Annotated in this window: 21 protein-coding genes; 4 read left to right on the top strand and 17 right to left on the bottom strand. The window is 72.9% G+C overall.

Features of this window, described 5'->3' with window-relative positions; all coding sequences use genetic code 11:
* Window positions 1-40: 40 nt before the first annotated feature.
* The 6 genes from AWW66_RS10475 to AWW66_RS10450 form a co-directional block, all read right to left on the bottom strand.
* Window positions 41-442 (bottom strand): NUDIX hydrolase, encoded by a 402-nt coding sequence (locus tag AWW66_RS10475; protein ID WP_067363423.1) that lies wholly within the window; start codon window positions 440-442, stop codon window positions 41-43.
* On the bottom strand, window positions 439-1473 hold the full coding sequence (locus AWW66_RS10470) for a type I phosphoribosyltransferase (RefSeq protein ID WP_067363420.1): 1035 nt from the start codon (window positions 1471-1473) through the stop codon (window positions 439-441). Before AWW66_RS10470 ends, AWW66_RS10475 begins: the two co-directional genes overlap by 4 nt.
* A complete protein-coding gene (locus tag AWW66_RS10465; RefSeq protein ID WP_067363417.1) occupies window positions 1470-2054 on the bottom strand; it encodes a thiamine pyrophosphate-dependent enzyme in 585 nt (194 codons plus the stop codon). Before AWW66_RS10465 ends, AWW66_RS10470 begins: the two co-directional genes overlap by 4 nt.
* The gene (locus AWW66_RS10460) at window positions 2054-2560 is read right to left on the bottom strand and encodes a thiamine pyrophosphate-binding protein (protein WP_067363414.1); all 507 of its coding nucleotides are present in this window, start codon (window positions 2558-2560) and stop codon (window positions 2054-2056) included. Before AWW66_RS10460 ends, AWW66_RS10465 begins: the two co-directional genes overlap by 1 nt.
* A gap of 5 nt (window positions 2561-2565) precedes the next feature.
* The gene (locus tag AWW66_RS10455; protein WP_067363411.1) at window positions 2566-2871 is read right to left on the bottom strand and encodes a cupin domain-containing protein; all 306 of its coding nucleotides are present in this window, start codon (window positions 2869-2871) and stop codon (window positions 2566-2568) included.
* A 69-nt stretch (window positions 2872-2940) separates the two neighbouring features.
* The gene (locus AWW66_RS10450; protein WP_083978383.1) at window positions 2941-3834 is read right to left on the bottom strand and encodes an LLM class flavin-dependent oxidoreductase; all 894 of its coding nucleotides are present in this window, start codon (window positions 3832-3834) and stop codon (window positions 2941-2943) included.
* 380 nt (window positions 3835-4214) lie between these two features.
* Between AWW66_RS10450 and AWW66_RS32600 the strand changes: the two genes are divergently transcribed.
* Window positions 4215-4361: a Trm112 family protein gene (locus AWW66_RS32600; protein WP_083978382.1), complete on the top strand. Its 147-nt coding sequence runs from the start codon at window positions 4215-4217 to the stop codon at window positions 4359-4361.
* Window positions 4362-4466: 105 nt separating this feature from the next.
* Here the strand turns inward: AWW66_RS32600 and AWW66_RS10445 are convergent, their stop codons facing one another.
* From AWW66_RS10445 to AWW66_RS10435, 3 genes are all read right to left on the bottom strand, one after another.
* Window positions 4467-5150 carry an HAD family hydrolase gene (locus AWW66_RS10445; RefSeq protein WP_245648145.1) on the bottom strand — a complete coding sequence of 228 codons (684 nt, stop codon included), beginning with the start codon at window positions 5148-5150 and terminating at the stop codon, window positions 4467-4469.
* A gap of 183 nt (window positions 5151-5333) precedes the next feature.
* Entirely contained in the window at window positions 5334-6014 is a 681-nt protein-coding gene (locus tag AWW66_RS10440) for a lytic polysaccharide monooxygenase auxiliary activity family 9 protein (RefSeq protein ID WP_067363406.1), read from the bottom strand.
* A gap of 580 nt (window positions 6015-6594) precedes the next feature.
* Window positions 6595-6777, bottom strand: coding sequence for a hypothetical protein (locus tag AWW66_RS10435; RefSeq protein ID WP_157527349.1), 183 nt, complete (start codon window positions 6775-6777; stop codon window positions 6595-6597).
* Window positions 6778-7019: 242 nt separating this feature from the next.
* On the opposite strand from AWW66_RS10435, the gene AWW66_RS10430 reads away from it, so the two are divergent.
* Genes AWW66_RS10430 through AWW66_RS10420 form a run of 3 tightly spaced genes read left to right on the top strand, consistent with a single transcriptional unit; the run spans window position 7020 to window position 9966 of the window.
* The gene (locus AWW66_RS10430) at window positions 7020-8159 is read left to right on the top strand and encodes a sensor histidine kinase (RefSeq protein WP_211271905.1); all 1140 of its coding nucleotides are present in this window, start codon (window positions 7020-7022) and stop codon (window positions 8157-8159) included.
* The gene (locus tag AWW66_RS10425) at window positions 8156-9283 is read left to right on the top strand and encodes a hypothetical protein (RefSeq protein WP_157527345.1); all 1128 of its coding nucleotides are present in this window, start codon (window positions 8156-8158) and stop codon (window positions 9281-9283) included. The genes AWW66_RS10430 and AWW66_RS10425 overlap by 4 nt, the downstream gene beginning before the upstream one ends.
* Window positions 9253-9966 carry a response regulator transcription factor gene (locus AWW66_RS10420; protein WP_067363394.1) on the top strand — a complete coding sequence of 238 codons (714 nt, stop codon included), beginning with the start codon at window positions 9253-9255 and terminating at the stop codon, window positions 9964-9966. The genes AWW66_RS10425 and AWW66_RS10420 overlap by 31 nt, the downstream gene beginning before the upstream one ends.
* Before the next feature lie 51 nt (window positions 9967-10017).
* On the opposite strand, the gene AWW66_RS10415 is transcribed toward AWW66_RS10420, so the two are convergent.
* The 8 genes from AWW66_RS10415 to AWW66_RS10380 form a co-directional block, all read right to left on the bottom strand.
* On the bottom strand, window positions 10018-11829 hold the full coding sequence (locus AWW66_RS10415) for a GDSL-type esterase/lipase family protein (RefSeq protein WP_067363392.1): 1812 nt from the start codon (window positions 11827-11829) through the stop codon (window positions 10018-10020).
* Between the two features lie 111 nt (window positions 11830-11940).
* Window positions 11941-13419 carry an FGGY-family carbohydrate kinase gene (locus AWW66_RS10410; RefSeq protein WP_067363389.1) on the bottom strand — a complete coding sequence of 493 codons (1479 nt, stop codon included), beginning with the start codon at window positions 13417-13419 and terminating at the stop codon, window positions 11941-11943.
* Window positions 13409-13930: a PPC domain-containing DNA-binding protein gene (locus AWW66_RS34330; protein ID WP_169807090.1), complete on the bottom strand. Its 522-nt coding sequence runs from the start codon at window positions 13928-13930 to the stop codon at window positions 13409-13411. The genes AWW66_RS10410 and AWW66_RS34330 overlap by 11 nt, the downstream gene beginning before the upstream one ends.
* Before the next feature lie 20 nt (window positions 13931-13950).
* Window positions 13951-14838 (bottom strand): carbohydrate ABC transporter permease, encoded by an 888-nt coding sequence (locus AWW66_RS10400; protein WP_083978380.1) that lies wholly within the window; start codon window positions 14836-14838, stop codon window positions 13951-13953.
* Window positions 14839-14842: 4 nt separating this feature from the next.
* Complete coding sequence (locus tag AWW66_RS10395) at window positions 14843-15787, bottom strand: carbohydrate ABC transporter permease (protein WP_067363383.1); 945 nt, start codon at window positions 15785-15787, stop codon at window positions 14843-14845.
* 65 nt (window positions 15788-15852) lie between these two features.
* Window positions 15853-17181, bottom strand: a complete 1329-nt coding sequence (locus AWW66_RS10390; protein WP_067363380.1) for an ABC transporter substrate-binding protein — start codon at window positions 17179-17181, stop codon at window positions 15853-15855.
* Between the two features lie 17 nt (window positions 17182-17198).
* A complete protein-coding gene (locus tag AWW66_RS10385; RefSeq protein ID WP_067363377.1) occupies window positions 17199-18038 on the bottom strand; it encodes a cyclase family protein in 840 nt (279 codons plus the stop codon).
* Window positions 18038-18856: a cyclase family protein gene (locus tag AWW66_RS10380; protein WP_083978378.1), complete on the bottom strand. Its 819-nt coding sequence runs from the start codon at window positions 18854-18856 to the stop codon at window positions 18038-18040. Before AWW66_RS10380 ends, AWW66_RS10385 begins: the two co-directional genes overlap by 1 nt.
* Window positions 18857-18901 lie beyond the last annotated feature (45 nt).

Below are 18901 nucleotides of genomic sequence, written 5' to 3'. Positions count from 1 at the left end.
GGCCGCGAGCCCGGGGGGTCGGGCTCGCGGCGGTGCGGGTCTAGAGGCGTCCCTGGTCGTGCAGGTGGTCGAAGATGATCTGGTCGACGGGTGAGGTCAGGTGCCGGTCCGCGTAGGTCAGCCAGACCACCTCGGCGATCTCGGCCGAGGCCTGGATACGGCCCTGGTAGGCGGACTCGTAACAGCGCATCCGCACCTCGATCCCGTCCGGGTGCGCGTCGGCCTGGGCGCGGAACTCGCCGAGGAAGGTGGCGGTGAACGGGTCGAGGTCGACGGTCAGTTCCTCCTTCGCCTCGCGGACCAGCGTGTCGAGGTCGCTCTCGCCCGCCTCCCGCTTGCCGCCGGGGAGGTAGTAGCGGTCGCGGCCGTGCGACCGGGTGGAGAGCACCCGTCCGTCGGCGAGGTGGATCCAGGCGATCTTGTCGATCAGGTGCGTCGTCATGGTGGGTGTCCTCTGGCGAGCCGGTCGTGCACGTAGTCGGCGGTGGGGGTCGTCTCGGCGTAGCGCAACGCGCGGGCGCCGAGGTCGTGGACGAGGTCCAGGTCCACGCCGGATTGCGAGGCCCAGGGTAGGTGCCGACGCCACCGCGACGGCGGATGCGCGTACGCCGACAGGCCGGCGGTCTGCGCGGCGAGCACCGCCAGCGGGACGTCCCGGCGCAGCACCGTCGCCCACCAGGCGGACCGTTCGTCGAGGTGGGCGCCGGGGGTGAACGCCCGTACCCCGCCGTCGTAGACGGCGCAGCGCTCGAAGAGGCTGCCGAGGCAGCCCAGGCGGGCCGCCTCGTACTCGGGCGTGGCGCCGGCCGCCGACCGGAGCAGGTCGAAGGAGAACCGGGGGAAGGGCGCTGCGGCGCCGGGCGCCGGCAGCGCGAACAGGGCTTCGAGCAGGACGATCGTGACCTGTGGTCGCTCGGCGGCGTCCAGGTCGGCGAGGTACCGCTGCACGGCGTCGACGCCGGCCGCCGAGCCGATCACCACCAGCACGACGGCACCGGGCTGCCGGCCCGGGCCGGCGGCCGTCCGGAGGCGGTCCAGCACCGCCGTCACCGTGCCGCCGGTGGCCAGGATGTCGCCGGCGAGCACCGGACCGCCGCCGAGCTCCCAGCGCTCGTACGCGATCGTCACGGGCGCGTCCGGGGACCGTTCGGTGCCCACGAAGCTGACGTCGGCCGCCGTCGCGCCGGCGCTCTCGACGGCCTCCTCGACGGCGAAGCTGAGCCCGCCCCGGAGGATGGTGACCACCGACACCCGGTCGGCGGCGAGCACCCGCTCCCCGGCGGGGTCGGCGCGGAACAGCGTGAGCGCCGCCGTCACCGCCGACCGGGTCAGGCGGCGGTACGCGCCACCGGTGACCACGGGATCGGTCAGCAGCCGTCGGGACGGTGCGGTCGAACAGAGCAGCACGCGGGCCGGTCCCGGGTGCGGGCGCTCGTACAGGGCGCCGCCGTCGGCGGCGTGCAGGAGTCTCATGTCTTCACCGCCGGTCGCCGGTACGCCGCCCCGCGCTGGCGGGCGAGGTACTTCTCGACCAGGTACGCCGACTCCACCCCGTCGACCGGTTTCGTGGCGTCCGGTGCGGGGTCGTCGTTGGTGACGTGCCCGAGCACGACCAGGCCGGGCTGCGGCAGCCGCCGGGGCAGGTCGGCCGGCGTGTGGACGGCGAGCGCGGTCAGGCCCACCGCGCGGAACAGGTGGTGCCAGTCCAGCCCGACCAGGCGGCTCGGCATCCCCCCGGCGGACTCGTAGCGTCCGTTGTCGACGATCACCAGGGTGTGGTTGTCGAGCGTGGGCAGTCGCGCGCCCAGCGCGGTCAGCACCGAGAGGTTCATCAGGAAGCTGCCGTCGGTGTCGACGCCCGCGACGGGCAGCGGGCGGGCGCCGAGGGCCACCCCGACGGAGAGCGCCGCCACGTCACCCATGGTGTCGGTGACCAGCGTCCGGTCCGGCGCGAGCCGGTACAGCTCCTCGCTGGTGCGCCCGAGGGCGGAGACGAGCAGCGTGGGCGGCGGCAGCCGGTCGAGCAGGGCGGCGAGGAAGTCGGCGGTGCGCACTACCGGCCCCGCAGTTCCGCGACGAACGGCGGGTTCGCCACCAGCGCGACCGTGCGCTGCCCGGTGTCGAGCATGGCGTACGCCCGCCGGAGCAGGTCGGGGAGGTCGCGCACCGAGTCGACCTCCGCCGTGGGCGCCGACAGCATCCGCAGGTGCGGGTGCATGGTCTCCTCGTGCGGCAGGCCCCACCAGTTGGCCTCCCCGAAGGCGCCCCGGCGGGCCAGCAGCAGCACGGTGTGCAGCCGGTGGCTGAGCGCGAAGCGGGCCAGGGTCTCGCAGGCCCGCCGCAGCCCGGAGTTCTCCATCAGCACCAGGCTCCGGCGACCCGCCAGGCGGGCGCCGGCGGCGATCCCCACCGCCGTCGCCTCGTCGCAGACCTGGAGGTACTCCACGTCGTCGTGCGCGGCGGCGTACCGGTGCAGGGGCGCCAGCAGGGAGTCCGGGACGGCTGTGACCAGCTCCGTCCCGCTGTCGACCAGCGCCTGGTACGCGCGCCGGGCACCCATCGTCGTCACCGCCCGGTGGAGAGGAGTTCGACGATGACGTTCGCGTACGGCGTGTCGCCGACGTTGCGCAGCAGGTGGGGCTTGCCCGCCTCGTGGTAGACCGCGTCGCCGACCGCGTCGTCGCCGGGCAGCACGGTGCCGTCGGTGACCACGGTTTCCGTCTGGCCGGGGCTGAGCACCACGTAGACGTAGTCGCAGGGGTGCTGGTGGACGGTGGTCTCCTCGCCGGGGGCGAGGTCGAGCGTCCAGATGCGGACCCGGTCGTCCTGGTAGACCAGCTTGGTGCCCACCTGCACGATGTCTGCCTGCATGGGGATCCTCCGGGGGCGAGGGGTGGTCGGCCGACCGCGGGGGGCGCGGCCGGACACGGTGGACCGTGGTCAGGGTCGGGGCGGGCCGAGCGCGACCCGGCGGCGCATCTGCGCCAGGTCGCCCCGGAAGCCGTGGAGGTTCTCCACCCACCAGGTGAGGCCGGCCTCCGCGTACGTGCGCACCCGCTCCCGGTCGGCGGGCCCGCCGTCGCCGTCGGTGTAGCCGCCGATGGCGAAGTCGAAGGGCCCGTCCTGGGTCCGCCGGTCGGTGACGAAGGACGCGATCTCCCGGTACTGGTCGACGGGGATCATGGTGGGGGTCCAGGTGCGTCGCCGTTCCAGGGAGAGCCGGCCGGGCAGCACGCCGTCCCACCGGGCAGCCCGGCGGAAGGGCGGGCGGTTCGGCCAGTAACCGCCGACCCAGATGGGAATTCGTGGCTCCTGCACCGGGCGGGGCAGAAAGGTGCAGTCCCGGATCTGGAAATGGCGGCCCGTGTAGCTGAACGGTTTGCCCGACCACAGCCCCTCGATGACGTCCAGGGCCTCGTCCAGTTTCTCGGCGCGCACCCGTTCGTCGCCGTCCTCGCCGAAGTCCTCGAACTCGGAATCGCGGGGATAGCCCAGCCCGACACCGAGGATCAGCCGGCCCTGCGACAGGTGGTCGAGCGTGACGGTCTCCCGGGCGACCTTCCACGGCCGGCGTCTGGCCAGCGGCGTCACCATGGGCCCGAAGCGGATGCGGGTGGTCGCGGTGGCAATGGCGGCGAGACTGATCCAGGGGTCCACGATGGGTCCCTCGAACCCGCGCATGAACGCCAGGTGGTCCCAGAGGAAGAAGCCGTCCCAGCCGGCCTCCTCGGCCTCGCGGGCGAGGGTCACCAGGAATCGCGGATCGCCGTAGTCGCCGTGCGGAGGAACGGAGATCGCGTACCTCAGCGGAGGGCTGGCCTGGCTTTCGGACATGCGTTTCCCCGATCATTCGTGGGAAGCCGGGAGCGGATGCGCGCATTCGCGGACCGAACCGGTCGACGAAAGTTCCAGCGGTACCAGACCATAACGGTGACACTCATCACCGTCAATGCTGTTCTTCCGTGGAGTCTCCCTGGAGATCCGCTGAGGAAATCGTCAGTGGGATTCCCCGGATCAATATTGCCGCCCGACGGAAATTCGATCTCGGGAGCCGGTGGATTCGTCGCTCCAGAATAGATCATCGCGCGACCGCTGGCCAACGGGTCCGCCTCCCGCTACCCTTTTGAGCGCCCGGGAAAGCGCGCCGACCATCCGGTGCCGCCCGGCACCTCCGGTATGGCCCACCACCGCGTACGCCACCCCTGGGAGGGACCATGCACCTCGATCAGGAGCTTCTCGACGTCCTGTGCTGCCCGGCGGACGGGGGCGACCTCCGCCGTGCCGGGGAGCGGCTGCGCTGTGTCCGGTGCGGCCTGGCGTTCCCGGTGCGCGACGGCATCCCGGTGCTGCTGCTGGAGTGACCCGGGCCCGCCCGGCGGGCTGGCTGGCGCAGGCGGCCGGCCCGGCCGCGCCGGGAACGGGTCGTCGGCCGTCCCGTCGCGCCCGAGCCGGCTCCGGGTTCCCGGCTATCCGCCGGGGGCCGAGAGCCGGGCCCGGTCGAGTCGGTGGACGGCCTCGACGATGTCGGGAAAGGCGTCGATGAAGGCGTCCACGTGCCGGAGGTCGAAGTCCTCCGGCGTGCGTACCCCGCTCTGCAGGCAGCCGACGAAGTGCATGCCCGCCCCGCCGGCCGCCACCGCGTCGCCCGGCGAGTCCCCGACGTAGACGCACTGCTCCGGCGGGATCCCGGTCGTGGCGAGCAGCTCGTCGAAGGCGCGCGGGTCGGGTTTGCGGAATCGGGTGTTGCCGGCGTGGTAGATGCCGCTGACCCGTTCGGCCAGCACGTGGTCCGGCTCCAGCATGTGCCGGACCTCGTCCTCGGTCCGCGAGGTCAACAGGAACACCGCCCGGCCGGTGAGCACGAACTCGTCCAGCGCCCGCAGGTTGTCCGGCGGGATGACGTCCAGCCGGCCGTCGGCGACGTACCGCTCCAGCGCGGCCTGGTAGAGCGCCGAGAACCGGGCGAGGTCGAGGCCGGGTGACCGGGTGGGCATGGCGTCCAACAGCGGTTGGCCCCAGGTGGACAGGTGCAGGGCCCGTGGCATCGGCGGTCGGCCCATCTGGGCCAGGACCTCGTTCTCCAGCGCGAACGAGGCGGCCTGGGTGAGGCAGAGGGTGTCGTCGACGTCCACGATCACAGCCCGGATCACAGGGTCCAGCCTAGTCGGCGGGCCGCCCGCGCACACGCGCCGGCACGGTCACCGCCGCCGTGTCGGGCCCCGGTGCGCGCCGGCCGCCCGGCCGTCGGCATCCGCAGGCCCGACCGGCGACACCGGTGCGGCCCGGGACGGGTCCCGGGCCGCGGCGCTGCCACCGGTTGTCGGCGGGGCGGATCAGGTGAAGTTCACGTCGCTGCACCACATGTAGGTCTGGTCGAGGTGCGAGGCCTGCCAGATGACGAAGACGATGTGGTGTCCGGTGTAGCCGGAGGTCGAGACGTTGAACGAGATGTTCTGTGCCGGTGCGTAGCGGCCGGTCTGCGTGATGAAGTCGAGGTTGCCCCACCCGAGGCGCTGGGTGGCGGGGTTGAACCCGTTCTTGCTGACGTAGACCCGGAAGAAGTCCGCGCCGTGACTGGCCTGGTCGTACAGGTGGACCGTGAAGTTGCGGCTGATGTTGGTCCGCTTCCACGCGCCGGGCTGGTTCAGGCTGTTGTTGCGGGACAGGCCGTTGCTGCACAGCTGCCCGTCGGGGGTGCTGCCCTGGAAGTTCCCCCCGAGGCCGTCGCGCAGCGCGCTCATCCAGTTCCACATGGTGTCGGGGTTGGACTGGAAGGCCTGCCAGCACATCGGGTCCTGCTGCTGCATGGCCGGGTTGGTGTGGTTGCTGCCCCAGGTCTGCCAGCACTGGTAGGCGCGGGACGCCGGGTTGACGATGGTGCCGTGGGCCTGGGCCGGACTGGCCCAGGGCAGCACGCCGACCACCAGGGTGAGCAGCAGGGCAAGCGCCCGGAGAGGCTGTCGGACGGCGGACCGGGATCGCCGGCCGGCCTGGTCGGGCTGGGGTGACTGCATCGTACGTCCTCCGTTCCTCGGTGTTCCGTGACGTCGTGGAAGCGCTTCCACGGACCAGCATCACATCTATAGCGCTAAATATCAATGATCGTCTATTGGGGGGCGATGTGGACCGAGTTGGTCGGGTTGGTCGGGAACCCCCGTCGTGTCCGGGCGGTGGACCGGAACGCCCCTGGCTGCCGCCTCCGGAATGGGCGTTCCGCGACCCCGACGTCCGCGCCGTCGCACCGTCGCACCGTGCCCGGTGGTTTTCTTTTCCTCGGGATTGCCACGGGAAACCGTTGACCGTCGGCGCGGCCCCGGCGGCACGGCCGGGGAATATCGGGACGATCGTCGAACGAACGGTTCTCCGGAGTCGCGCCGACCGCACCGGACGGGTGGACGAGATCGCGACGACATGGCGACGGGCGTCGGCGTTCGTCGTGCACCACCGGTCCGTCCGCTCGACCTGGTCGCCGGCCCGTCCGCCATTGTCCGGTGGTGGCCGCCGGACCCATTCGGCGAGCCGCTGTGCAGCGGCGGAGAGAACAGCGGTGGAGAAACAGTGGCGGCCGGGTACCCCGTACCCGGCCGCTCCTGGTCACGAACCGCGGATGACGCGTGCCGCCTCGTCTCCGACGACGCCTGCGGCGGCGGCGCCGGCCGTCCACCGGGCCACCTTCCAGGCACCCTTGCCGACCATTCTGGCCGCCTCCCGGACGCCTTCCGGATCCCTCTTGACGGTCTCCGAGACGCCGCGGATCGCCATGTGGATCAGGGCCACCGTCACTCCCGCTGAGACAATCACCTGACTCACCTCCCTTCCGATCAGGAAAACCGCCCGACACGGTCCACCGGCCGTACCGCGCCCGATCACGAACCGGTCTGACGACGGTCGATGACTCAGTCAAGCAGCGACGTCCTCGGATCACCCGACGGCAGTTCGGCTGTCATCCGTTCGGAGGTCGTGAGCGCCGGACGCGCGTGATGCCATGAGGTATGTCGACGCGCGACTCACCCGGGCCGGTGAGCGATGCGGCGGCGATGACCCCCGCGCACGACGCGTTGGACCGGATCACCGCCCGATGTGGTGCGGCGATGCGGACCACGGTCGCGGTCGTCGGCGGCGCCGCCGCCCTGGTGGGCATCGTGCCCCCGGTCCGGCCGGCGCCGGTGGTCGTCGCCGTGCTGGTGAGCGTCGGCTGGTCGGCGGTCTTCGCCTGGGTCGCCGCGACCACCGGCCTGCGGGGCTGGCTGATGACCGTGGACCTGGCCGTCACCGCGGTGCTCTGCCTGGCCCAGGGGACCCTGGTCGCCGGGCCGATCCTGCCCGGCGGGCTGAGCTGGGTCGCCGGCCTGGCGACCATGAGCATCGTGGTCGCGAACTTCGCCTGGCGACCACCGGTCGCGGTGCCGGCGGGGCTCGTGGTCGTCGGCGCGCACCTGACCGGCGCGCGGTGGGCCGAGGCGGCCGACGGGGGACTGGTCCCCGCCGGCATCCAGGTGGTGCAGGTGGTGGCCACGGCGGCGCTGATGACGGTGTTGCGGCGGGCCGCCACCGCCGCCGACGCGACGTTGGCCGCCGCCCGTGCCGCCCAGCAGGCCGCCGAGGCGGAACGAGCCCGGCGGGCCGACGAGCGGGAGCAGAACCGCCGCATGCACGACACGGTGCTGGCCACCCTGGTCACCATCGGCACCGGCGGCGTACCGGCCAGCTCCGGCATGCTCCGCGAGCGGGCCGCCACCGAACTGACGCTGATCGGGCAGGTGGGCCGGACCCTGCGCGCCGACGAGACGGTGGCGCTCGACGCCCACCTGCGCGCCGCCGGCGCCCCCGCCGGCCTGCCGGTCGACTGGCACCTCGCGGCCTGCCCCACCCGGGCGCCGGTCGCCGCCGCCGTCACCGGCGCCACCGTCGAGGCGCTCGCCAACGTCACCCGGCACGCCCGCGCCACCCGGGTCGAGGCGCGGTTGTCGACCGACGACGGTCGGATCCGGGTCGAGATCACCGACGACGGCGCGGGGTTCGACCCGGGCCGGGTGCCGGTCCACCGGTACGGGGTCCGGGAGGCGATCGTCGGCCGGATGCGGTCCGTGGGCGGCGACGCCGAGGTCCGCTCCACCGTGGGCCGGGGCACGACGGTGCTGCTGTGGTGGCCCCGGTGACCGCCGCCGTGCCGGCGGTCGACGCGGCGGTGACCGACGTGACGGCACAGGTCGCGGCCCGGTACGCGCGCGGGGCGACGATCGCCGCCGTCGTCATCGCCGGCTGCTGGCATTTCGGGTTCGACCTGCCGTCGACCGTCACGAACTGGTCGGTGTACCGGTGGCCCTGGCTGGCGGTCGCCGCCTGGCTGGCGTACCTCGTCGTCGGCACGGTCGGGGCGGTGCCGCTGCTCACCGGGACGGTCCGGCGGTCCGTCGCCTGGCTGCTCGCCGGTGCCGCGCTGGGCAGCGCCGCGGCGGTCCTCGTCGCCTGTCCACCCGGGACGCTCGACACCCCCGCCAACTGGGCCACCGGCTCGGTGGGCTGGCTCGCCGTGATCGTGCTGTGGCGACGCCCGCTGGCCGACCTGGTGGCGTTCCTCCTGGCCAACGCGCTGCTGATGCTCACGGTGCTGGTCGTGACGGACGCGCTCGACCGGATCACCTTCGCCCGGTACGTCATGGTGGTGCTGGGCAGCGTGACGCTGCAACTGGGCTACAGCGTCGGCACCCGGGGCTTCGACACGGCCGCCCGGTGGGCCGCCGAGAACTCGACCCGGCGGGCCGAGGCGCTGGCCCGGCGAACCGCGATCGAGGTGGTGGCGTTGGCCCGCGCCGAGCGGTACCAGACACTGCGGCTCTCCACCGCGCCGATCCTCGCCGACCTGGCCGCCGGGGCGGACCCCGCCGACCCCGGGCTGCGGCACCGCTGCGCGGTGGGGGCCGCCCGGCTGCGTCGCCTCATCGCGGAGACCGACGACACCCCCGAACCGCTGCTGCACGAGGTACGCGCCTGCGCCGACGTCGCCGAACGACGGGGGGTCATGGTCTCGCTGCACGCGGTGGGGACGCTGCCCGTACCGCCGGTGGCCGTGCGCCGGGCGCTGACGGAGGCACCGATCGAGGTGCTCAGCGGTGCCCGGACGTACGCCCGGGTGACGGTCGTCGGCAGCGGCACGGGCGTGGTCCTCAGCGTCGTCGCCGACGCCCCGGAGGTCGTCGTGCACCACCACCCTGACGTCGTCGTCGACCAGCACCGAGAGGATGGGCGGATATGGATCGAGACGCGGTGGCCCGCAAGGTGACCGTCGCGGTCGTGGAGGACCAGCCGGTGGCGGTCCAGGGCATCCGCTCCTGGATCGAGCAGGACCCGCTGCGCCGGGCCGAGGTCGTCGCCAGCGGCCCCACCATCGCCGCCGTCCTCGACGGCCCCGGCCGGGACGCCGACGTGCTGCTGCTGGACCTCGAACTCAACGGCGTGCTGGTGACCGACCAGGTCGCCGCCCTCTGCGCCGACGGGCGGCGGGTCGTCGTCTACTCCAACCACGACGACCCGAGGACCATCATGGCCGTCACCGAGGCGGGCGCGGCCAGCTTCATCGCCAAGTACGAGAGCGGCGAGCACTGCGTCGAGACGATCGTCGCGGTCGCCGCCGACCGCCCCTACGTCACGCCCTCGGTGGCCGGGGCGATGCTGGCCGAGGAGGCGGTCCAGCGGCCCCACCTGTCGGCCCGCGAGCGGACCGCGCTGCTGCTGTGGTTCCAGTCGATGTCGAAGTCGTCGGTGGCCAGCCGGATGGGTCTCAGCGAGGCGACGGTGCGGCAGTACATCGACCGGGCCCGGATCAAGTTCGCGAAGGTCGGCCGCCCCGCCCCCACCAAGACCGCGCTGCTGGCCCGGGCGATCGAGGACGGCCTGATCCGGGCCGACGAGGTCGGCGACTACCAGTCACGGGCGGCGGCCCCGCCACCACCGTCCGGCCGGTGAGCGGCCGGCCCGGGGGAGGCGCCGGGCGACGCCGCCCCCGGGCAGGTCCGGCTACTCGACCAGGTGCCGCAGCGCGTCCTCCAGGTGCCGTGCGTAGCTGCGCTGGCCCGCCTCGTTGGGGTGGAACGCGCCCAACACGTCGCCCTGCCCGGTCAGCGACTCCGGCATCGTGCGCACCCAGCGCGACGGGCTCGCCGCGCAGTACCCGTGGCTGGTGAACTCGTCGAACATCCCGGAGACGTACCGCCAGCCGTGGCGTCGCGCCGCCGCCGCGCCGGTGGCGTTGAGCCGCCCCAGCACGTGGCTCTCCGCCCACGCCGACTCGTCCGGCGACAGGTTCAGCACCCGGCACGGCTCGACCGGGCCCCTGCGCAACGGATTGAAGTACTCGGTGAGGTAGACGTCGGACGCGGCCGTCCCGAAGGTACGGGTCACCGCGGCGGCGAGCCGGTCGTACCGGGCGGGCATCCCGGCGAGGCTGCGGTCGAACGCGGCCGGGCGGCGACAGTCGTGCAGCGGGATCAGCAGGCAGGGGGTGAGGACGTCGGTGACCACCCGGGTGTCGTTGATGCCCACGCTGACCAGCACCGCGTCCGGCTGCCGGTCGCCGATGACCCGCTTCGCCTCGGGCACCTGGGCCGGGATCGGTCGGCCCGGCAACCCCGTGATGCCGGCGAAGTCGCCCAGCAGCCCGGCGTCGACCGACGCGCCGGTGCAGGCCAGGTGCACCACGGTGACCGAGCTGCGCCGGTCCGCCTGTTCCAGGGCCGCCGCCGTGCCCAACGCGCCGGCTGCGGCCGAGCGGTGGCAGCGGGTGTCCTGCCACCCGCCGCCCGGCGCGGGGTTGCCCTCACCGGCCGTCACCGAGTCGCCGAGCACCACGAGCAGCAGGTCCTCGACCCGGAGCGCGCGGGCCCCGCCGGCCACCTCCCGCCCGCCGGCGGTGGCGTGCACCTCGACGACGTGCGGGCCCTCGGAGTCGTACGACACGGCCAGGTCGCAGCCGCCGGTGAGGAGGTGGTCGCGGCCACCGGTCGAGACACGGTAGCTCAGGGCGGGGTCGCACGGCGCCCCGTCGGGGAAGCCGATGGTGAGGGTCGCCGGGTACGACGTGTGGCGCACCTGCGCCGGGGTGTTCGACGGGGTGCCGGTGAACCGGGCCGGCACCGACCAGTCGACCTCCAGCGGGCGGGCGCAGCCGATCCCGTCGACCGGGTAGCCGGGGTGGGAGTCGGGGCAGCGGTCCCGGTCGTCGGGTACGCCGTCCCGGTCGTCGTCGCCGGGCGGCGCGCTCGGCAGCGGCAGCGGGCCGGCCGCGTACGAGTCCCCGGCGCCGGTCGAGTCGGTCCGGTCGAGCACCAGGACGAGCTGTTCGGTGCCGACACCGTCGCCGAGGGTGACCGTGCTGCCGTCGGGGAAGGTCCGGCCGTACGGGAAGGGGAGCGTGAAGGCGGTGGCGCCGGCACCGGCGGAGTTCGTGGTGAGGCCCACGCCCGGCACCTTGAGCGCGTTGTCCGGGTAGCAGCCGGAGGCGTGCTCCCACGCCTCGACGCTGAACGGCTGTCCCGGGTAGAGCGTGTCGGTGACCTCGACGCTGACCCGCAGCCCGTCCTCGACGAGGGTCAGGGCGACCGTGCCGGCCGCCTCGTGCTGGGGGTGCCCGTCACAGCCGATGCCGCCGACCCGGTACAGGGTGTGCACGGCGGGCGAGGGGGACGGTGACGGGGAGGGTGCCACGGTGGGGGGTGTCGGGACCTCGCCCCGCGCCCACCCCACCCCCGCGCCGAGGGCGGGGTACCCCACCGCGAGCACCATCAGGGTCGCCGCGGCCGACGCCGCGGCGGCCACGAGCCGCAGTCGCATGACGACTCCTTTCCGAGGGGAGCGATCCGCGACCAGTACAGCGGCGACCCCCCGGGTCCGGCCTGACGCACCTTCGGCTGACAGCCGCGCGACCGTCACGGCCGCCGCCGGCTACCCCCGCGCCGTGAGGGCGTGGACGATGTCCCGGGTCGCCGGGTACAGCTCGCGGTAGGCCGGGTAGCCGCGCCGGTAGGCGTCGGCGGTCGCCGGGTCCGGCTCGACCCGACCGGCCCACCGTGTCCAGTCGTCTGCCCGGTCGACCACACCGGCGGCGAGACCGGCGAGGTAGGCGTCGCCGTAGCTGGCCCCGATCGTCTGCTCCGGGAGCAGTTGCGGCTGCCCGGTGACGTCGGAGACGATCCGGGTCCACAGCGGGCGGGCGCCGCCGCCGACCGCGATGACCCGCTCCGGCGGTGCCAGCAGCCCGGCCATCTCATCGAGGTGGTGCCGCACCGCGTACGCGGTCCCCTCCAGCACGGCCCGGTACAGGTGCCCCCGCCCGTGGTCGAGGGTCAGCCCGGTGACGACCCCGCGCGCCTTCTCGTCGAACAGCGGGGTCCGCTCACCGGCGAAGTACGGCAGCACCACCAGGCCGTCGGCCCCGGCCGGCACCGCGGCGGCCTCGGCGGTCAACCGGTCGTAGCCGGTGCCGCCGGTCAGCTCGCGCAGCCACTCGACCACCGCCCCCGAGGTGGCGGTGCCACCGGCGACGCAGAAGCTGCCCGGGAAGACCCCGGTGGTGGCCCACATCCTCGGGTGGACGACCGGCGCGGGCACCACCCGGGTGAGGAACATGGTGGTGCCGTACATCAGCATCAGGTCGCCGGGCCGGGTGGCGCCGACGCTGGTGGCCTCGGCCCAGGCGTCGATCGTGCCGGCGGTGACCGGGACGCCCTCGGGCAGGCCGGTGGCGTCGGCGGCGGCTGCGGTCACCCGGCCGGCGACCTCGGCCGGCCACAGCAGCCGGGGCAGCTCCAGCCCGGGCGCGACCTGGGCCGCCCGGTCGTGCAGCCACCCCTGGACGTGCAGGTCGTAGAGCGGGTCGCTCTGGCTGGCCGAGTGGTGGTCGAGGACGTACTCGCCGGTGAGCCGGTGCACCAGGAACGAGCTGGCCATGAAGAACCGGCGGGTGCGCGCCCACACGTCCGGCTCGTGCCGCCGGATCCAGCGCAGCTTCGGGCCGACCGCCTGGCTGGTGAGCCGGTTGCCGCCGCGCCGGACGATCTCGTCGGCGCCGAACGCCCCGGTCAGCTCGGCGATCTCGGCGGTGGCGCGGGTGTCGACGCCGTACAGGATCGCGGCGCGCAGCGGCCGGCCGTCGGCGCTGGCCGGCAGGACGCACGGGCCGATGCCGCTGACCGCCACCGCGGCGACCGGCGCGGGCGCCACGGCGAGCAGGTCCCGGACGATGGCGACGAACTCCGCCCACCACACCGTCTCGGGGTCGTGCTCCACCCATCCCGGCCGGGGCCGCGACACGCCGTGCGGGCGGGTCGCGGTGGCCAGCACCGTCCCGGCCGGGTCGGTGAGCACGCCCTTGCTGCTCGACGTGCCGATGTCGACGCCGAGCAGGCAGGGGTCAGCGGCCATCGGCGGGGCCGGCGTCGCAGCCGTGCAGGCGGATCTGCGGCAGGCCGGTGACCTCCCGGTCGTACTCGCGGTCGATGCGGACGTCGGTCAGTTCCTGGAGGAAGACCTCGCCCTGGCTCCAGACGGTGGCCCGGAAGACGTGTCCGCCGCGCACGTTGCCGCCGGCCTCGGAGAACAGGGCGTGGCAGTGCGCCCAGAGCTCGCCGTCGAGGGTGGTGACGTTGCCCTGGATGGAGAGGATCTCCATGGGGCGCTGGAGCACCACGGTGTCGATGTCGTCGGCGAACTCGTGCTCCTGGCGGATCGGCAGGGTGGTGATGTCCCGGGGGTTGCGCAGGTAGACCTCCTCGATGGTGCCGATCACCGAGAGGATGACGGCGGTGTGCACGCCGTGGTCGCGGCAGACCTGCTCGATGGAGTCGGTCAGCTGGGCGCCGGGCTTGATGCTCGCGGCGATGATCCGGCCGGGCCGGGTGGCGTGGCTGACGACGGTGGGTACGGTGCTGGTCACGGTGCCTCCGGGGGTGTGGGTCACTTGACGCTGCCCATCGTCATGCCGGTGACGATGTGCCGTTGCGCGGCGAGGGTGAGGATGAAGACGGGCAGCATGATGATCGAGGCGTAGGCCATCATCGGCCCCCAGTCCAGGGACGCCTCGTGGACGAAGTTGAAGACGGCGACCGGCAGGGTGCGGCTGTCGCCGTCGGAGAGGATCAGCGCCATCTTGAAGTCGTTCCAGGAGAAGATGAACGCCAGGATGCCGGCGGTGAGCATGCCCGGCCGGGTCAGTGGCACGGCGATCCGGGCGAAGGTCTCCAGCTTCCCGCACCCGTCGACCTCCGCCGCGTCGTAGATCTCCTGGGGCAGGGCGGCGAAGAAGTTCACCATGATGAAGACGGTGAGCGGGAACGTGATGATGACGTGCGACAGGATCAGCGCCGGGTAGGTGCCGACCATCCGCAACGCGGTGAACGCGACGAAGAACGGCACCAGGTAGGCGACGCCGGGCAGCAGCCGCGCGGTCAGCAGCGACAGCGACAGCTTGGTCTGCCGGTACCGGGCGATGCTGTACGCCGCCGGCACACCGATCACCAGCCCGAGCAGGCTGGAGCAGGTGGCGACGACCAGGCTGTTGGTCATGTACCGGCCGAACGGCGTCCGGGTCAGCGCCTCCCGGTAGTTGTCCAGGGTGGGGGTGAAGTCGAACCACGTCGGCGGGATCGTGTAGATGTCGACCTGCTGCTTGAACGACGAGGTCAGCATCCAGAAGAACACGAACAGCGCCGGGGCGAGCGCGACGGTGACGGCGACGGCGAGCCCGATCCGGCCCAGGAGCGACCCCCGCCGGCGTCGGGGGCGGGGCGCCGGCCGGGCGGCCGGTGTCGTGGGCGGTCGGAGCGGGGTCAGGGTCTGGGACATCTGGTCACCCCTGGTCGGTACGGGCCCGGAGGCGGGTGAAGACGATCGCGACGACGAAGACCAGCAGGGTCAGCCAGACCAGCAGCATCGACCCGTACCCGAAGTGCAGGTACGACAGGCCCTGCTTGAAGGCGTACAGGTTGAGCGTCTCCGACGCGGTGCCGGGACCGCCGTCGGTGATGACCTTGATGATGTCGAACGTCTTGATCGCGTCGATGAGCCGGAAGAGGGCGGCGACGAGGATGACCGGGCTCAGCAGCGGCAGGGTGACGCTGACGAAGGTCCGCAGGGGTCCGGCGCCGTCGACCTTGGCGGCCTCGAACGGTTCCTGCGGCAGGGCGGCCAGCCCGGCCAGCACGATCAACATCACCAGCGGCGTCCACATCCAGGTGTCCACGATGGCCAGGGCCGGGATGACGAGGTTGGCGTCGCTGACCCACAGCAGCGTCGGTCCACCGACGGACTGCACGAGGTAGTTGAGGATGCCGATGGTCGGGTCGAACATCATCTTCCAGACGAGGGCGACGGCGGCCGGCGTCGCGATCATCGGGAACATGAAGAGGGTGCGGGCCATGCCCCGGCCGGGGAACCGCTGGTGGAACAGCAGCGCGGCCCCGACGCCGAGGACGACCTGCAGGCCGACCGAGAGCGTGACGAAGTAGACGGTGCGCCAGATGCTGCCCCAGAACTGGCCGTCGGTCAGCGACCGGGTCACGTTGTCCAGGCCGACGAACTCCGGTGGACGCAGGCCGCCGGACCACTCGTGGAAGCTGAGATAGATGGTGTAACCGATCGGGAACGCCAGCATCGCCACGACGACGATCAGGGCCGGCGCCGGCAGGATGTAGCGGTCGTAGCGGTCCAGGACGTCGAGCAGCCTCCGGCGGGCCGGCTGCGGTGCCGGGGTCTTCCGGGTGGGCGGCGGGGGACTTTCGGTGAGCTGGGCCATCGGGACCAGGTCCTCCCTTGCGAGGTCCGCGGCCGGAGGTGGGGGCCTCCGGCCGCGGCCGGTCATCAACGCATCGCGTCGAGCAGACCCTGCAGCTTGCTGTTCTGCTGGTCCGCCGTCTGCTTCAGAGCGCCGCCGGTCTGGCCCTCCAGGCCCTTGTTGGCGACCAGCCCGGCGATCTCCCGGGCCTCGACACCGGGGGTCACGGGCGGGTTCATCCGGGCCCGTGCCGACTCCGTGCTGCTGAGCACCACCTGCGTGAACTCGGGCGTCGTGTCGGCCTGCGTGAACTCCGGCGACTCCCAGGCCGACGCGCGGGGGCTGGGCCAGCCGGTGAGCTTCAGGGCGTGGTTCATCTGCTTGCCGGTGGCCCACTGGATGAAGTACCAGGCGGCGTCACCCTTGGCGGAGAACGGGTTGATGCCGTAGCCCCAGCCACCGACGAACGGCGCCGGGTCGCAGTCGGCGCGCGGCACGGTGGTGTAGCCGATCTTGCCGGCGACCCGGGACTTGGTCGGGTCCTCCAGGTCCTTGACGAACAGGTTCACGTCCAGGAACGCGAAGACGTTGCCCTGCGCGAACTGCTGGGACGGTACCGGCCAGTCGAAGCCGGAGATGCCGGGCGGGCCGTACTTCGCACCGAGCTGGCCGTACACCTCGTACGCCTTGAGCGCCTCGGGGGTGTTGAGCGCCGCCCTGCCGTCGGTGACCCACTCGCCGCAGTGCGCGTACAGGAAGGAGGAGAAGGGGGTGGTCGTCTGGTACGGGATGCCGCGCAGCGCGAAGCCGTACAGCCGGTTGCCGGGGTCGTGCACCGTCGCGGCGGCGGCGTCCCACTCGGCGAACGTGGTCGGCACCGGCAGGCCGGCCTTTTTCAGCAGGTCCTTGCGGTAGTAGACCAGGTCGGTCTGCATCTCCCACAGGACGGTGACGGTCTTGTCCTCGACGGTCATCGCCTTGCGGATGCCGGCGCGGAAGTCCTCGAAGTCGTACTCCGGGTGGGTCGTCCCCGGGTTGTCCAGGTACGGGCCGAGGTCGGTGTACCAGCCGTTCTTGGCGAACTGCAGGCCGTCGACCTCGGGGAAGGTCGCCATGACGTCGAAGTCCGAGGCCCGCGAGGTGAGCCGGACCGGCAGGTTCTGCCGGTAGCTGGTGACGTCGGAACCCTCGATCTCGACGGTGATGCCGGTGAGTTGGGTGAACTCGGCGAGCCCGGCGCGCAGGCTCTCCACCTGGCCGGTGTCGGCCACGTAGACCTTGATCGACTGGCCGTCGTAGCGCTTCCAGTCGAAGGTGTCGCCGGTGTACTCCGGGCCCTGGTTCCCGCCGCCGCCCGCACCGCACGCGGTGACGGCCAGGGTCGCGGTCAGGGCTATCGCCACGGTCCGTGTCATCGATCGGATGGAACGCTTCATGTCGGTTCTCCTGACGAGAAGACCGGTTCTGCGGGGGCACCGTCGTCGCCGGGAACCTGTGCGATCACGGTGCAGGGCACCTCGCCGACGCCGTGGACGTTGAGCGGGGCGAGGGTGAGCCGGACCCGGCGCCCGGCGAGGGTGCCGCATCCGACCAGGCCGGCCACGGTCCAGACGGACCCGGTCAGGGCCAGGGTGGCGGCCCAGTCGTGCCGTACCTTGTCCGGCCGGTAGTGCGCGAGGTAGGTCCGGGCGGCGTCCGACGGGTACGCCGGGCGCAGCCAGGGCTGGAGTGCGGTCCACTCGGTCCGGGCGTGGTCGCCGCCCGGCCGGTCGAGGTAGAGGCAGTCGGTCAGCAGCAGGTCCGAGGAGTTCGCGCCGAGGATCTCGACCAGGGCCCGCGCCGCCTCGACGCCGAGGTACGGCCCGTCGAGGTAGTACGCCTCGTCGGCGAACCGGCCCGGGTCGTCGCCCCAGCCGGTGGCGAGGACGACCGCGTCGCCGCTGCGCAGGTCGGCGTCGGCCAGGGCGACGCGCACCGCGTCGGCGGAGATCTCGCCGCCCGGCCCGGTCGGGCAGGACACGACGACCGCGGCCCGGTCGACCAGCCGCTGCGGCGGCAGTTGGTCGACGGTGGCGCCGGACGGGGAGCCGAGCGCCGGGCCCAGCAGCCGGGTGGCCGAGCCGCTGCCCATGGTGATGTGGAAGAGGTTCGCGCCGTTGTAGGTCAGCGTCGCGATCTCCTCGGTCCGGTACGGCGCCTCCCAGGGGAAGAGGCTGCCGGCCGGGGAGTCGGTGGTGATCGGGCGGGTCAGGTTCACGGTGCGCAGGGTCATCAGGCCTCTCCCGCCTCGTCGCCGTCGACGGCCAGTACGGTGCACGGAGCGCCCTCGGCTCCGGCGAGGAACAGGGGCAGGACGGTGACCCGTACCCGCTTGCTGCGCAGCGCGCCGCAGTTGGCGACGGCGGCGACCGGGGACATCGCGAGGTGCAGCACGACCGACGACCCCCAGTCCGGCGCGCCGCCACCGGCACCGCGCGCCGGCGTGTAGTGCCGCATGTAGATGCGGGCCTGCGGGGACGGGAACGGCGGGCGGTCCCACGGCTTGCGGGAGGCCCACTCCGGGAACATGAAGCCCTCGCCGAGGTTGCCGATGTAGGCGCAGTCGGTCAGCATCAGGTCGCTGCCGCGTGCGGTCATCACCTCGGCGAGCCGCTTGGCGCCGTCCAGGGAGAAGTGCGGGGTGGTGGTGGCGTACTCGTCGCCGAGGGTGCGGTACCGCTCGTCGTCGCCCCAGCCGGTGCGCAGCAGCACGGCGTCGCCGTCGCGGTAGTCGGGGTCGCCGACGACGGCGCGGTCGATGTCGTCGGGCTCGATCTCCTCGCCGGCCTGCTTCGGGATGTCGATGACGACGGTCTCCCGGTTGACCAGCGTGCCGTAGTCGAGTTCGTGGATGCGGGGCGCGTCGTCGTCGTAGCAGGCGCCGAGCATCAGCCGGGTGCCCGCCTCGCTGTGGAAGCTCATCTGGTGGGTCGCCACGCCCTGCCGTTCGTGGGTCGTCACCGGCGTGAGCTGGAAGGGGGAGTCCCAGGCCCACACGTTGCCGACCGGCATGAACGGATAGAGGGGGAGCGTCAGGTTGACAGTTCTCATCGGGCCTCGCTGGTTCTCGGGTACGGTCCACCGACGCCGGGCCCG

Source organism: Micromonospora rosaria (assembly GCF_001567585.1).
GTDB lineage: Bacteria > Actinomycetota > Actinomycetes > Mycobacteriales > Micromonosporaceae > Micromonospora > Micromonospora rosaria.
This window is presented reverse-complemented; position numbering and strand designations above follow the sequence as displayed.